13 protein-coding genes are annotated in these 13,788 nt (G+C 71.3%); 10 read left to right on the top strand and 3 right to left on the bottom strand.

What is annotated here, in order from left to right:
- The first annotated feature begins 40 nt into the window (after positions 1-40).
- Entirely contained in the window at positions 41-898 is an 858-nt protein-coding gene (locus RI211_RS05160; protein ID WP_315637472.1) for a MurR/RpiR family transcriptional regulator, read from the top strand.
- 23 nt (positions 899-921) lie between these two features.
- On the opposite strand, the gene RI211_RS05155 is transcribed toward RI211_RS05160, so the two are convergent.
- Positions 922-2,064: a DUF998 domain-containing protein gene (locus RI211_RS05155; RefSeq protein ID WP_315637470.1), complete on the bottom strand. Its 1,143-nt coding sequence runs from the start codon at positions 2,062-2,064 to the stop codon at positions 922-924.
- Positions 2,065-2,169: 105 nt separating this feature from the next.
- Here RI211_RS05155 and RI211_RS05150 point away from each other — a divergent pair, with 105 nt between their 5' ends.
- The 8 genes from RI211_RS05150 to RI211_RS05115 all read left to right on the top strand — a co-directional run bounded on the left by RI211_RS05150 (position 2,170) and on the right by RI211_RS05115 (position 10,399).
- Complete coding sequence (locus tag RI211_RS05150) at positions 2,170-3,126, top strand: AraC-like ligand-binding domain-containing protein (protein ID WP_187663531.1); 957 nt, start codon at positions 2,170-2,172, stop codon at positions 3,124-3,126.
- A gap of 599 nt (positions 3,127-3,725) precedes the next feature.
- A complete protein-coding gene (locus tag RI211_RS05145) occupies positions 3,726-4,514 on the top strand; it encodes a MoaF C-terminal domain-containing protein (protein WP_259952061.1) in 789 nt (262 codons plus the stop codon).
- A 75-nt stretch (positions 4,515-4,589) separates the two neighbouring features.
- Complete coding sequence (locus tag RI211_RS05140; RefSeq protein ID WP_085606741.1) at positions 4,590-5,012, top strand: nuclear transport factor 2 family protein; 423 nt, start codon at positions 4,590-4,592, stop codon at positions 5,010-5,012.
- Between the two features lie 33 nt (positions 5,013-5,045).
- A complete protein-coding gene (locus RI211_RS05135; protein WP_187663528.1) occupies positions 5,046-6,212 on the top strand; it encodes an ABC transporter substrate-binding protein in 1,167 nt (388 codons plus the stop codon).
- 116 nt (positions 6,213-6,328) lie between these two features.
- Positions 6,329-7,189: an ABC transporter permease subunit gene (locus RI211_RS05130; protein ID WP_101846949.1), complete on the top strand. Its 861-nt coding sequence runs from the start codon at positions 6,329-6,331 to the stop codon at positions 7,187-7,189.
- Positions 7,176-8,948, top strand: coding sequence for a branched-chain amino acid ABC transporter ATP-binding protein/permease (locus tag RI211_RS05125; protein ID WP_249520787.1), 1,773 nt, complete (start codon positions 7,176-7,178; stop codon positions 8,946-8,948). Before RI211_RS05130 ends, RI211_RS05125 begins: the two co-directional genes overlap by 14 nt.
- Positions 8,945-9,637 carry an ABC transporter ATP-binding protein gene (locus RI211_RS05120; RefSeq protein WP_315637468.1) on the top strand — a complete coding sequence of 231 codons (693 nt, stop codon included), beginning with the start codon at positions 8,945-8,947 and terminating at the stop codon, positions 9,635-9,637. Before RI211_RS05125 ends, RI211_RS05120 begins: the two co-directional genes overlap by 4 nt.
- A gap of 111 nt (positions 9,638-9,748) precedes the next feature.
- Positions 9,749-10,399, top strand: a complete 651-nt coding sequence (locus tag RI211_RS05115; protein WP_315637467.1) for an HAD-IA family hydrolase — start codon at positions 9,749-9,751, stop codon at positions 10,397-10,399.
- A 33-nt stretch (positions 10,400-10,432) separates the two neighbouring features.
- Here the strand turns inward: RI211_RS05115 and RI211_RS05110 are convergent, their stop codons facing one another.
- Positions 10,433-11,248 (bottom strand): SDR family NAD(P)-dependent oxidoreductase, encoded by an 816-nt coding sequence (locus tag RI211_RS05110; protein WP_315637466.1) that lies wholly within the window; start codon positions 11,246-11,248, stop codon positions 10,433-10,435.
- Positions 11,249-11,301: 53 nt separating this feature from the next.
- Entirely contained in the window at positions 11,302-12,051 is a 750-nt protein-coding gene (locus RI211_RS05105; protein WP_315637465.1) for an SDR family NAD(P)-dependent oxidoreductase, read from the bottom strand.
- 243 nt (positions 12,052-12,294) lie between these two features.
- Between RI211_RS05105 and RI211_RS05100 the strand changes: the two genes are divergently transcribed.
- On the top strand, positions 12,295-13,749 hold the full coding sequence (locus RI211_RS05100) for an APC family permease (RefSeq protein ID WP_315637464.1): 1,455 nt from the start codon (positions 12,295-12,297) through the stop codon (positions 13,747-13,749).
- Positions 13,750-13,788 lie beyond the last annotated feature (39 nt).

Here is a 13,788-nt window from a genome sequence, read left to right as displayed (position 1 = left end):
AAAGAATTTACCATCCCGTTCCGCCGTTCCGGAGGATACCGTGAGCATCCAGTCCACGATCGAAGCCGCCGCTGCGACCCTGCCCCCGTCGCTGGCGCGCGTCGCGGCCGCGGTGCGGGAGAACCCGAGCCTCGTGATCGACAAGACGATCAGCGAGCTCGCCGAGGAGTGCCGCACCTCGGTCGCCTCCGTCGTGCGGTTCTGCCGCGCGATCGGCTTCACCGGATACGCGCCGCTGCGGATGGCCCTGGCCACCGAGCTCGGCAAGGAGGCCGCGCAGTTCTCCGCCCGCGGCGCCTACGGCTCGGAGATCTCCGACGAGGACACCCTCGAGGAGGCGGTCTCCAAGCTCGCGGCCCTGGAGCTCCTCGCCATCGAGGAGACCGTCGGCCAGCTCGACTTCGCCGTGCTGGCGGCGGCTGTCGCGGCCATCGACGGCGCCGACCGGATCCTGCTCTACGGCATCGGCGCCAGTCAGTTCGTCGCGGAGGACCTCGCGCACAAGCTCCTCCGCGTCGGCCGCAACGCCCACGTCCTCGCCGACCCCCACGAGGCGATCGCCGCCGCGGTCCTGCCCGTCAGCACCACCGTCGCCATCGGGTTCTCGCACGCGGGGTCGACGATCGAGACGGTGCGGTTCCTCGAAGCAGCCGTCGCCAACGGCGCGACGACCGTCGCCGTCACCTCCGTGAAGGACTCCCCTCTCGCCCAGGTCGCCGACCACGCCCTGTTCACCGAGGTGCGCGAGTCGACCTTCCGTGCCGGGGCGATGGTGAGCCGGATCGCGCAGCTCACCCTCGTCGACTGCCTGTTCATCGGCGTCGCCAAGCGGCGGTACGCCGAGACCGTCGACGCCCTGCAGCGCACGCGTCAGGCGACGCGCCTCCTCCGCGACTGACGTCGTCGCCGAGCGCCGGTGCGTCAGCAGACAGGGGCGTCCAGCACCGTCGGAGCCTCCGTCCGTGGCGTGTGGCTTCCCATCGTCCCCGCCGTGCGCAGGAACACGATGATCCAGCTGAAGATCAGCACGGCCGCGATGAGCTCGACCGCCGTGAGGTTGTAGTAGCCGACAGCGAAGAACGCGCCGAGCAGCACGATGACCAGCACGTACGTCCAGCCGAGGCCGACGAAGACGCGCGGGATGCTGCGCACGAACCACGGCAGGCCGACGACGACCACCGCGAACACCACCACCATGCCCGTCGCGACGGTGTTGTGCAGACCGAAGAACTCGTCGACGGGGAAGATCCCGACGCACGCGAGGAAGATGCCCATCAGGATGAGCCCGCCGCGCACGATGGTCCGGCCACGGCGGTCGACCGGGTCGTCGACGGGCAGCCCCGCCGTCGCATAGCGCGAGATGGTCGTCACCATGATCCCCGCGATGACGAGGGTCACGTTGAAGGCCACCGAGGCGCTATTGCTGCTCATGCCCAGCGCCGACAGGTTGTCGCGCCACCAGTGCACGTCACTGGAGGCCAGCATCGCCGCGAAGGCCCCGACGACGAGGAACACCGCCAGGACCAGCGACAGCACGGTCGGCGTCAGAGCGACGGCGCTGAGGAAGGCGACGTAGCCCGTGAGCGCGAACGCCACGGCGACCAGGATCGCGCCGGGGAACGCGAAGACGGGGGCGTCCACGAAGCTCTGCTCCAGCAGCTGCGCGATCCCCAACCAGCCGAGGTAGGCGATCGCGGCGTGCGCGAAGGCGATGGCGGCGAGGTCGTACCAGCGGAGCCGGTCGCCGGGGACGGCGAACCCGTCCCTGGCGCGGGTGGGGTCGGGCTCCGGAACCCGCACAGCGAGCCGCCCCAGGGCGAAGGCGAGCGCCGCCGCGATCGCACCGCCGTAGGCCGCGAACATACCGATCGAGCCGGTGCCGCTGATCGAGAGCTCCCGCCCCCAGAACACCGGCAACGCCACGAGGAACCCGACGAGGAGGAACGCCGCACCGACGATCAGCGCGGTCGCCTCGAACACCGCGTCGGAGGTGGCGGGTCCGCGCACCTGGCGGAGCACCTGCCGGATCCGCTGCGTCACCGTCGACATCATCCCGCCGTTCACGGACCACATCCTAGACGGCACCCCCGCAGGATCGTCGCCGGTGGTAGCATCACGGAACGGATCGTATACAACGTCGTCGTTCCCACCAGCCCGAGGTGATCAGTCATGAACGGTGCCCTCACCACCCCCGCCGAATCGGTGTCCACGCTCGTCGCGCGCAACATCAGCGAGTTCCGCGCCGCCGTCTCCGAGTCGTTCGTCCCGCTGCAGGTGTCCACCGCGGGCGCCGACCAGTTCCGCGGCGTGATCCGCGGCGCCGCCGTCGACGAGGTGCACGTCAACGACATCCGTGCCACCTCGCACGTCGTCGAGCGCACCACCGAGCTCATCGCCCGCGGGGACCGCTCGTACTTCAAGGTGAGCCTGATGCTCGCCGGGACGGGCCTGCTCATCCAGGACGACCGCGAGGCCGTGCTGCAGCCCGGCGACCTCGCCGTCTACGACACCGATCGGCCGTACTCCCTCGTCTTCGACCAGGACTTCCGCACCATGGTCGTCATGTTCCCGAAGCACCTGATCAGCCTCCCGCCGGACATGATCGGGCAGCTCACGGCCGTCCGCATCTCGGGTCAGGAAGGGCTCGGCGGCATGGTCGTGCCGTACCTGACGCAGCTCGCCGGCAACCTCGACGAACTCGCCGGCACGACGGGAGCCCGGCTCGCGCACAGCGCCCTCGACCTCGTGACCACCGTCTTCACGCGGGAGCTCGGTCTCGATCAGGTCTCCGCCGACCCGCACCGTGCCCTCATGCAGCGGATCCGCTCGCACATCGACCGCAACCTCGCCTCCACGGACCTCGGACCGGCCTCCATCGCCGCCGCGCACTTCATCTCCACCCGCCACCTGCACGGACTGTTCCAGGAGCAGGGGGTGACCGTGTCGACGTGGATCCGCACCCGCCGCCTGGAGCAGTGCCGCCGCGACCTCCTCGACCCGATGCTCGCCGACCGCCCCGTCGCCGCCATCGCCGCCCGCTGGGGCTTCGTCGACGCGGCGCATTTCAGCCGCGCGTTCAAGACCGCCTTCGGCGTCTCCCCCAGCGAGTACCGCGCCACCCACTGACCCTGTTGTTCCCGTTCTCCCCGTCGCGCGCGGGATCAAAACCGCCCCGCCAGCGCTCGCCTCGCGCACGTTCCTGATCCCGCACCATCCCCCCGCCCCGCGTGCGGGATCAGGAACGCACCCCACTCCCGTCGGGCAGGGGCACTTTCGATCCCGCACCGACGAGCGGCACGCCGTGCGCGGGAGGGCACGACTCCCGCCCCAGAGGGCACGACTCCCGCGCCCCAGAGGGCACCGCGCCCGCGTGCGGGATCAGGAACGGGCCCCACCCGCGTCCGGCAGGGGCGTTTTCCGTCCCGCGCCGGGGCGGCCGCAGGCGGGACGCCCGTGCGGGATCAGGAACGCACCCCACTCGCGTCCGGCAGGGGCGGTTTTGATCCCGCACGGGGGCCAGGGGCGGATCCAGGGACGGAACCGCGGGGACGGAGCTGCGCGGGGACGGGGCTTGCCCGGGAGGGCACGCCGGTTGACTCTCGGTGCGGGATGGACTCCGCGCGCTTGAGGGGTCCCCCGGTGCGGCCGGAGCATGAGGCAAGCGCATCGCGACGACGCGGTGCCCGGGGCGACGAGGCCCCGCCGTGTGCGACGTCAGGACCCTCATGACCGACATCTCCGCCGACCCCGCTCTGGACGAATGGCGCACGTACGACGAGTTCGCCGCGGGCATCGACACGTTCCGCCTGCCGAACACGATGCTCGCCGGAACCGCGCTCACGCTCACCCTCGACGACGACACCGCGCTCGCGCTCCGCTTCGACGAGGACTCCGTGGCCTGGGAGGGCCTGGGCTCCTCCGGTCGCGACCCGTACGACGCGGTCCGCGTGCGCGACGACGTCGTCTTCGTGAACATCCCCTTCGAGACCCGCGAGCGCGAAGCCCTCACCGTCGTCTTCTCCACCACGACCCACCGCGCCACCGTCATCCGCTCCCGCATCGCCGCCGAGGCCGTCGAGGGCACCCCGCAGGTCGGGCAGGACTTCTGGGCCGCGACCACCGATGCCGGCCCCGCGACCGGCGAGGTCCCCGGTCCGAGCCGCGACCTCATCGGCAAGCGGAACATCTACCGCTACAGCCCCCACCACCTGTACGAGCACGTCTACGTCTCCAGCCAGCGCTACGCGTGGCAGTGCCTGGAGGGCGTCCAGCGCGGTCACGGCGACATGGACCTCTCCACGGTGTGGAAGTTCGCGGACGGCCTGTACCTGTTCTGCTTCCGCGAGTTCCGGATCGCGGTGGCGAGCGTCTGGCTCCACGACCTCGGCTACCAGCTCATGACGACGGGGATCTTCCTCGGACTCAACGGCGACGGCGAGTCCGAGCACTCCCGCGCCGGCGGACACATCTACCCGCTGGGCGCCGTCGCCTACCCCGACGCACAGCCCGCCTGACCCTTCGACCCTTCGACCCTTCGACAGGCTCAGGGACCCAGACGGGCGCAGCGACCCACCACGGAAAGAGAGCACATGAGCAACGCAGACCTGATCCGCGACCACTACGCCGCCAACGACCGCGGCGACCTGGACGGCATGCTCGCGCCCTTCGCGGCCGACATCGAATGGACCGAGGCCGCCGGATTCCCCTACGCCGGAACGTACATCGGCCCGGACGCGGTCGCCGAGAACGTCTTCGGACGCATCCAGGAGGAGTGGGACGACTACACCGTCGCGATCGACGAGGTCGTCGACGGCGGCGACGTCGTGGTCGGCATCGGCACCTACTCCGGCACCTACAAGCGCACTGGGCGGTTCTTCGCCGCCCGGGTGGCCCACGTCTGGCGCGTGGCGGGCGGCGAGATCGTCGCCTTCGAGCAGTTCACCGACACGGAGCTCGTGAACCGCGCCCTGCGCGCGCCGTCGACGAGCACCGACACCCAGCCTTCGAGCTGACAGCACGACCCGAACAGGAGAGGCAGGAAGCACATGAACAGACGAGCATCCGGCGCCGCGGCGATCATCGCCGTGGCCGCCCTCGCTCTCGCCGGCTGCGCCGGCGGCGACGGAGCCGGGGGCGACGGTGCCCCCATCGTCGTCGGCTCCGTGAACACGATCAGCGGCCCGGCGACGTTCCCGGAGGCCTCGCAGGCGGCTGCCGCCGTCTTCGACGCGTTCAACGAGGACGGCGGCCTCGACGGCCGCACGATCGAGTACAAGATGCTCGACGACAAGGGCGACCCCGCCACGGCCACCGCCTCGGCGCGGGAGATCGTGGGCAGCGACGAAGCCGTCGCGCTCGTGGGCTCCGCGAGCCTCATCGAGTGCGAGATCAACGCGAAGTACTACGAGCAGGAGGGCATCCTGTCGGTGCCCGGCATCGGCGTCGACACGGGCTGCTTCGACAGCGAGAACATCTCGCCGGCGAACGTCGGCCCGTTCAACGACATGACCCTCACGCTGCAGTACGGCTCCGAGGTGCTCGGACTCGACGACATCTGCATCCTGCTGGAGATCGCCGGCTCCACCCGCCCGACCTACCAGGCCGCGATCGACAAATGGACCGAGATCACGGGCAAGGAGCCGAAGTACGTCGACGACACCGTGCCGTACGGCGCCTCCGACTACACGCCCTACATCGTCAAGGCGCGGGACCAGGGCTGCAAGGCCCTCGCGATCAACCCGGTCGAGCCCGACGCGATCGGACAGGTCAAGGCCGCGAACGCGCAGGGCTGGGACGACGTGACCTGGCTCTACCTCACGAGCGTCTACAGCGAGAACTTCGCCGACGCGATCGACGACGCGGGCGCCGGCATCTACGTCCCCGCCGAGTTCTACCCGTTCACGGACGACAGCGACATCAACGCGGACTGGCGGACGCTGATGGAGGAGAACGACATCCCCCTCACCTCGTTCAGCCAGGGTGGCTACCTCGCGGCGACGTACTTCATCGAGGTGCTGAAGAGCATCGACGGCGACATCACCCGGGAGAGCGTCTCCGAGGCCCTCAAGGGAATGGACCCGATCGAGAACCCGATGGTGGGCACGCCCTACGCCTTCGGCACGCAGAACACCGCGGGCTGGCCGATCATCCTGAAGTCGGGCACGAACGCCTGGGAGAAGGTCGCCGACGACTGGCTCCGGATCGGCGAATAGTCCCCGCGCTTCGACAGGCTCAGCGACCCACGCCGGGTCCCCGCGCTTCGACAGGCTCAGCGACCCACGCCGGGTCCCTGAGCCTGTCGAAGGGCCCTCACCAGAAAGGACGCCTGATGCTCCAAGGCGCCATCGCCGGACTCGCCGCCGGCGGCCTCTACGCCGTCCTCGGCGTCTGCCTCACCCTCATGTCACGCCTCGTGCGCGTCGTGAACTTCGCCCAGGCCGCGACCGGCATGTTCGGCGCGTTCACCGCCGTGTGGTTCGTGCGCGAGATCGGACTGCCCATCTGGCTCGGCTCGATCCTCGGCGTCCTCGTCGCAGGCCTGCTCGCCGCGGCCATCGGCTTCATCGCCGCGACGTGGCTGTCGGAGGCCTCGACGACGACCCGCTCCGCCATGACGGTCGGCCCGCTCCTGCTGCTCATCTCGCTGTCGTTCATCCTGTTCGGCAACAAACCGCAGCCGTTCACCCCGATCATCGCCGGCCCCGCGTTCTCCTTCGGCGGCGTGGTCATCAGCCAGGTCACCGTCGCGACGGTGGCGATGGCCGTCGTCACCGCCGTCGCCGTCCGCATCGTGCTGCGCCGCACCAGGGTCGGCACCCAGCTGCGCGCGCTGTCGGAGCGGCCGACCACGGCGGAGCTGCTCGGCATCCGCTCCCGGCCGCTGTCGATCGCCGTCTGGTTCGTCACCGGGATCATCAGCGCCATCGCGATCATCATCGTCGCGCCCTCCCAGTCGAACGACGCCACGAGCCTGTCCATGCTCATCGTCCCCGCAGCGGCGGCCGCGCTCCTGGGCGGCTTCCGCCGGCTCGACCTCGCCGTCGTCGGCGGGCTGCTCCTCGGCGTCCTCGGCGGACTCGTCGCGCAGATCGACGAAGTGGCGCTCGTGCGCAACTTCCTGCCGTTCCTGTTCATCGTCGTCCTGCTGCTGTGGACGCAACGCAAGGAGGTGTGGGATGCCGCTCGCTGACCGCCCCTGGTTCCGGATCACCTGGCCGTTCGCCGTCGCCGTCGTCGGCATCGGCGTGGGCGCGCTCCTCAGCGCCGCCCTTCCCGGCTACTTCGTCTTCCTCGCGATCAGCGCCGTCACGGCCGCGATCGCGATCCTCGGCCTCGGCATCGTCACCGGCTCGGCCGGGATGATCGCCCTGTGCCAGCTCACCTTCGCCGCGGTCGGGGCGTGGATCGTCTCCCTGCTGAACGTGATGCAGGCGCCCGGCGGCTTCCTCGTCTGGCTCGTGCTCGGCGGCGTCGCGGCCGGTCTCGTCGGCATCCTCGTCGGCCTCCCCGCCCTGCGGCTGCGCGGCGTGAACCTCGCCGTCGTGACGCTCGGATTCGCGGCCGCGGCGGACGTCACGCTCGTGCAGATCCAGTTCCCCGGCTCCGCGGACGGCATCGCGATCGAGCGGCCCGCGCTGTTCGGCAGTGACCGGGAGTTCTTCTTCCTCTCCATCGTCGTGCTCGCCGTCTGCGGCCTGGCGGTGTTCTTCCTGCAGCGCGGACGCTGGGGCGCCAGCTGGAAGGCCGTCGCATTCTCCGAGCGGGGCACGGCCGCGGCCGGGCAGAGCGTGCGCACCGCGAAGCTCACGGCGTTCGCAGTGTCGGCGGCCCTCGGCGGCATCTCCGGCGGGCTGCTCGCCGGACAGGTGCAGCTCCCCTTCGCCTCGAGCTTCACACCACTGCAGTCCCTCGCCCTGTACGTGCTGGCGATCATGTCCGGCGCGCACCTCATCGACATGGCCATCTTCGGCGGACTGCTCTGGGTGCTCGTGCCGGAGCTGCTCAAGCGCTGGGGCGTGCCGCAGGACTGGGGCTTCGTCGTGTTCGGCGTGCTGGGCGTCCAGGCCCTCACGAGCGGCACGAACCTCGGCCAGGGCATCCGCAACCTCCTGTACCGGCGGGCCGACCGGCGCACGGCCACCGCGGAGCTCACGGCGCTCCCGCCGGACGCGGGAACCGATGCGACGGCGATCACCACGACCACGACGGCCACCGTCGACGAGGCCGCCCTCGACGGCGCCCCGGTGCTCACGGTCGACGGGCTGACCGTGCAGTTCGGGGCGCTCAAGGCCCTCGACGACGTCTCGTTCACCGTGCCCGCCGCCTCGATCATGGGGCTCATCGGTCCGAACGGCGCCGGGAAGTCGACCTTCGTCGACGCCATCAGCGGGTTCCTCCCCCAGCACGAGGGCCGCGTGCTCCTCGGCGACCGCGACCTCGCCGGGCTCTCCCCCACCCGGCGCGCCCGCCTCGGACTGCGACGGACCTTCCAGCAGGACCGCGTCCCTCCGGCGCTCACGGTGGGCGGCTATGTGCGCTTCGTGGCCCGGCGGCGCCTCGCCGCGGCGGACATCGACGAGGTCCTCGCGTTCTTCGGGTGCCCGCCTGCCCGGGCGCGCCTCTCGAGCGTCGACGTCGGCACCCGGCGGCTCGTGGAGGTCGCGGCGAACGTCGCCGCCCGCCCGCGCCTGCTCATCCTCGACGAACCCGCCGCCGGCCTCTCGCACGAGGAGCATCTGGCGCTCGCGGCTCGCCTCCGCGAGCTCCCCGGGCGCTACGGCGTGGCCCTCATCATCATCGAGCACGATCTGGACCTCGTCCGCTCGGTGTGCCCGACCCTCACGGTCCTCGACTTCGGCCGCGTCCTGGCGAGCGGCCCGCAGGCCGAGGTCCTCGCGAACCCCGACGTCGTCAAGGCGTACATGGGAGAGACGGAGCTGCTGAAATGAGCGCACTGGTGCTCGACGGGGTGACGGTGAGCCGCGGCGCCGGGCCGGTCATCTCGGACGTCTCGCTGCGGGTCGTCGGTGGCGAGGTCCTGGCGCTGGTCGGCCCGAACGGCGCCGGCAAGACGAGCCTGATCGAGGCGGTGTCCGGCGTGACACCGCACTCGGCCGGGTCGATCCTGCTGGACGGGGATCCGATCGACCGGCTCTCCCGCGTGGCGCGAGCCCGGCGCGGCATCGTGCACATCGAGCAGGGGCGGGCCGTGTTCCCGTCGCTGACCGTGCGCGAGAACCTCTCCCTCACGGCACGCACCGCCGGGGAGATCGAGGCCGTGCTGGCGCAGTTCCCGGAGTTGGAGAAGCGCATCGACTCCCCCACGGCGCTGCTGTCGGGTGGGGAGCAGCAGATGGTGGTGCTGGCACGGGCGTTCGCGGCGAAGCCCCGGGTGCTGCTCATCGACGAGATGTCCCTGGGCCTCGCGCCGGTGGTGTTCTTGCGCCTGATGCCGATCGTGTCGTCGATCGCGGAGTCCGGGGTGGCGGTGCTGCTGGTGGAGCAGTTCACGCAGCTCGCGCTCGGTCTCGCGCAGGAGGCGGTGGTCGTCGCCGGCGGCCGCGTGTCGTTCCAGGGCGCCCCGCAGGCCCTCCAAGACGACCCCGCCCTCCTCCACCGCGCCTACCTCGGGGGCTGACTCCCCGTCGACCCACCCCGTTGCGTTCCTCCCGGCCCCCTGCGTACGTGCGCAGGGGGCCGGGGCGCGCGAAAGGGGGTGGGTCGGCGGCGTGGGGGTTAGCCTGAGGGAGTGACCGAGATCCTCCACGCCCGCGCCGCCCTCCTCGACATGGACGGGACCCTCGTCGACTCGACCGCCGTCGTGGAGCGCCTCTGGCTCGCCTGGGCGGAGCCGCACGGGATCGATCCGGAGACCGTGCTCCGCACTGTCCACGGGCGGCAGGGACATCAGAGCATGGCGATCCTGCTCCCCGAGCGCGACCACGCGATCAACCTCCGCGAGAACGAGGTCATGCTCGCGACCGAGGCCTCCGACGTGGACGGTGTGATCGGCATCCCGGGTGCCGAGGACCTGCTCGCCGCGCTGCAGCCGTTCCCGCACGCGGTGGTCACCTCGGCCAACGTCGCCCTCATGACCGCGCGGATGGGTCAGGCCGGGCTCACGGTCCCCGAGCTCGCCGTCACTGCGGAGAACGTCTCCGCCTCGAAGCCCGATCCGGAGGGCTTCCTCCTCGCCGCCCGCACGCTCGGCATCGACCCCGCGGACTGCGTCGTGTTCGAGGACTCCGGCGCCGGCATCCAGGCCGCCCACGCCGCGGGCATGCGCGTGATCGGCATCGGCCCGCACGCCGGAGCCCACGCCCCGACCGCGCACGTCGACGACCTCACGCACGTCGCCGTGGTCCCGACCGAGGACGGCTTCGAGCTCCGCATCGACTGAGGCGCGACAGCCGCCGCTCGACCCTGACCCGCGCTACATCCCGGCGTGGTCGAAGGCGATGGTCGGCACGTCGACCACGTGCGACCCGCCGTCCGCCACGATCACGGCGCCGGTGATGTACGACGACTCCCCCGACCCGAGGAAGCGGACGACCGAGGCGATCTCGGCGGGCCGCGCGGGGCGGCGCAGCGGCACATCGGCGGTGACCGTCGCGTACCCCTCCTCGCGGGAGCCGAGGCCGGCATGCGCGGCGAACTCGTCCATCTCCTCGTCGGCCATCGGCGTCTGCACCCACCCGGGGCAGATCGCGTTGACGCGGACGCCGTGGCGCCCGTAGTCGCGCGCGAGCGTCCGCGTGAGGCCGATGAGCGCGTGCTTGCCGACCGTGTATCCGGCCACCGACGGCCCCGCGAAGAGTCCGGCCAGCGACGAGACGATCACCACCTGCCCCTTGGCCTCGATCAGCGGCGGCAGCGCCTCGCGTGCCATCACGAACGCGGTGGTGAGGTTGGCGCGGATCGCCGCGTCCCAGCTCGCGTCGTCGGTCTCGGCGACCGGCGAGAAACCGTGTCCCCCGGCGTTCGCGACGAGGACGTCGATCCGGCCGAACCGCGCGAGGATCTCGGCGATCGCGGCCTGCGCCGACGCGGTGTCCGCCGCATCGGCGACGACGGGCAGGGCTCCGACCGCGCGCTCGACCTCGTGCAGCGGCTCCGGCCGGCGGCCCACCACGACGACGTGCGCCCCCTCGGCCGCGAACCGCTCCGCGACCGCTGCGCCGATGCCCGTGCCGCCTCCGGTGATGACGACGACGCGTCCGGAGACGCTTGATCCGACCACGGTTGCCATGTGTGCTCCTGTGTGTTCTGCGCGCGTGCGCTGTGGGGCCGGACGCGGTCGCGTCAGGCGGGGAATCCCGACCGGGCGGTGTACCCGAAGTCGCTGAGGAGGGTGGTGCCGTTCACGGTCCGGCTCCTCGGGGAGAGGAGGTACGTCACGTGCCCGGCGACCTCGTCGGCGCTCTGCACGGGGAAGGCGGGGTCGGCGAAGGCCTCCGAACCGAGATCCCCGCGGCTCATCGGAGTGTCGACGATGGACGGTGCCACGGCGTTCACCCGCACCCCGGTGCCGGCGAGGTCGACCGAAAGCGCCCGCCCGAACTGCACGAGCGCCGCCTTCGATGCGGCGTAGGGAGCCATGCCGGGCGAGGCCACGACGGCCGAGTCGCTCGCAAGCAGCACGACGGACCCCGCGGCGGACTCCCGGAGCGCCGGGATCGCGTGCTTGAGCACGAGGAACGCGCCGGTGACGTTGACGGCGAGGACGCGGTTCCACTCCTCCAGTGCGGTCTCCTCGATCGGCGTGCCGACCGGGCCCGAGATCCCGGCGCAGCAGACCACCGCATCGAGACCGCCCAGCGCGCGGATACCGGCGTCGACCGCGGCGGCCACCTGCTGCTCATCGGTGACGTCGGCGGCGAGCAGCACCGGATCGGCGCCGGCGACCGCGGCGGCGTCCCGGAGCGCAGCCGCGTCCCGGTCGAGCAGCGCGACCCGCACCCCTTCGCCGGCGAGCGCCCGGACGACGGCACGGCCGATGCCGCTGGCGGCCCCCGTGACGAGGGCCGTCGTGCCGTCGAGCTGCAGGTCCATCGCGTCCTCCGACCGCGGCCCGGCGCCGCGCGGCGCCGACGAGACAGCGGTGTCGTCCCGGTCATCCTGCTCCGCGGGGCGAAGGGGCCGCACGCCCACCGGCGGGGTGTGCGCGGTGGCACCATCGTCCTTCGCTCACGGTCAAGCGCCGGATCGAGGCGGCGAGCAGACTCGCTCTATCGACGATTCCCCTCGTCGTCGATGCCGTGTCCGCACGGCCGTCACCCGAGCAAAGGAGCCGACGTGGCAGAGCAGATCTCCGCACCCACGACGCCGCACCACACCTCCCTCCGCCCCGGCGCCCTCGGCGTCGCCGGCATCGTCTTCCTCGTCCTGGCCGCCGTCGCGCCGCTGACCGGGATCGTCGTCGTCGCCTCCCTCGCCATCGCCCTGGGCAACGGCGGCGGCACCCCGATGTCGTTCTTCCTCGTCGCGGCCATCCTGCTGCTGTTCGCGATCGGCTACGCCCAGATGTCGAAGCAGCTCGTGAACGCGGGAGGCTTCTACGCCTTCGTCGTGAAGGGCCTCGGCCGCACCGGCGGACTCGTCGCGGGCCTCATCGCAACGCTCGGCTACAACTTCTTCGTCGTCGGCACGATCGGCACCAGCGGCTTCTTCATGCAGACGATCATCCGCGACCTCACCGGTCTCGACGTGCACTGGCTCGTCTGGGGCCTGCTGTCGATCGTCGTGTGCTTCGTCCTCGCGCGGATCGGCGTCGACTTCAGCTCGAAGATCCTCGGCGTGTGCCTCGTGCTCGAGGTGCTCATGCTCGTCGTGTTCGACATCTCGGTGCTCGTGCAGACCGGCTACGACGTCGCCGCGTTCAGCCCGGAGGCCGTGTTCTCCGGCTCGCTGCCCATCGGCCTGCTGCTCGCGGCGACCGGCTTCCTCGGGTTCGAGGCCACTGCGCTCTTCAGCGAGGAGGCCAAGCAGCCGCTGCGCACGATCCCGCGGGCGACCTACACCTCGATCATCGCGATCGGCGTGATCCTCGGCGTCACGACCTGGGCCGTGGTGAGCGCGACCGGCGTCGCACAGGCGCAGGCCACGGCCCTGGAGCACCTGCCCACGGGCGACCTCATCTTCTCGCTCTCGCAGCAGTACCTGGGCGGTCCGCTCACGACCGTGATGATGGTGCTGCTCCTGGTGAGCCTGTTCGCGGCGATGCTCGCGTTCCACAACTCGGCCACCCGCTACCTGTACTCGCTGGGTCGCGCGAAGATCCTCCCCCAGGCCCTCGCTCGCACCCGCCCGAACGGTGCCCCGCAGCTCGCGGGCATCGTGCAGGCCGGCTTCGCAGCGATCGTGGCGATCCTGTTCGCCCTCGCCGGCGCCGACCCCATCGTCACGCTCGTGCCCGCGATGCTCGGCTTCGGCACCCTCAGCGTGCTGATCCTGCAGGGGCTCGCGGCGATCTCGATCGTCGTGTACTTCCGGCGCCGGAACGACCCGCGGTGGTGGAGCACGTTCATCGCGCCGGGCATCGGCTTCCTCGGCATCGCGGCCATCTCGATCCTGGCGATCGTGAACTTCAACATCGTGGCCGGCTCCGAGGAGCTCGCGATCCGCCTGATGCCGCTCCTGCTCGTGCTCGCGCTGATCGGCGGCATCGTCTACGCCGCCTACCTCCGCCGCGCCAAGCCCGCCGTCTACGACGGCCTCGCCACCGACCTGGAGCGGTTCAGCGACCGCTGACGCCCGCGCCGACCCCGTTCCCCGAAGGAAGGAATCCCC

This window comes from Microbacterium meiriae, assembly GCF_032364335.1.
Lineage (GTDB): Bacteria > Actinomycetota > Actinomycetes > Actinomycetales > Microbacteriaceae > Microbacterium > Microbacterium meiriae.
This window is presented reverse-complemented; position numbering and strand designations above follow the sequence as displayed.

What these genes read in the sequence shown, in the direction of transcription:
- RI211_RS05135 (WP_187663528.1), top strand. Translation starts at nt 5,046, where the DNA reads ATGAACAGACGAGCATCCGGCGCCGCGGCGATCATCGCCGTGGCCGCC.
- RI211_RS05145 (WP_259952061.1), top strand. Translation starts at nt 3,726, where the DNA reads ATGACCGACATCTCCGCCGACCCCGCTCTGGACGAATGGCGCACGTAC.
- RI211_RS05130 (WP_101846949.1), top strand. Translation starts at nt 6,329, where the DNA reads ATGCTCCAAGGCGCCATCGCCGGACTCGCCGCCGGCGGCCTCTACGCC.
- RI211_RS05105 (WP_315637465.1), bottom strand. Translation starts at nt 12,051, where the DNA reads ATGGACCTGCAGCTCGACGGCACGACGGCCCTCGTCACGGGGGCCGCC.
- RI211_RS05140 (WP_085606741.1), top strand. Translation starts at nt 4,590, where the DNA reads ATGAGCAACGCAGACCTGATCCGCGACCACTACGCCGCCAACGACCGC.
- RI211_RS05120 (WP_315637468.1), top strand. Translation starts at nt 8,945, where the DNA reads ATGAGCGCACTGGTGCTCGACGGGGTGACGGTGAGCCGCGGCGCCGGG.
- RI211_RS05150 (WP_187663531.1), top strand. Translation starts at nt 2,170, where the DNA reads ATGAACGGTGCCCTCACCACCCCCGCCGAATCGGTGTCCACGCTCGTC.
- RI211_RS05110 (WP_315637466.1), bottom strand. Translation starts at nt 11,248, where the DNA reads ATGGCAACCGTGGTCGGATCAAGCGTCTCCGGACGCGTCGTCGTCATC.
- RI211_RS05125 (WP_249520787.1), top strand. Translation starts at nt 7,176, where the DNA reads ATGCCGCTCGCTGACCGCCCCTGGTTCCGGATCACCTGGCCGTTCGCC.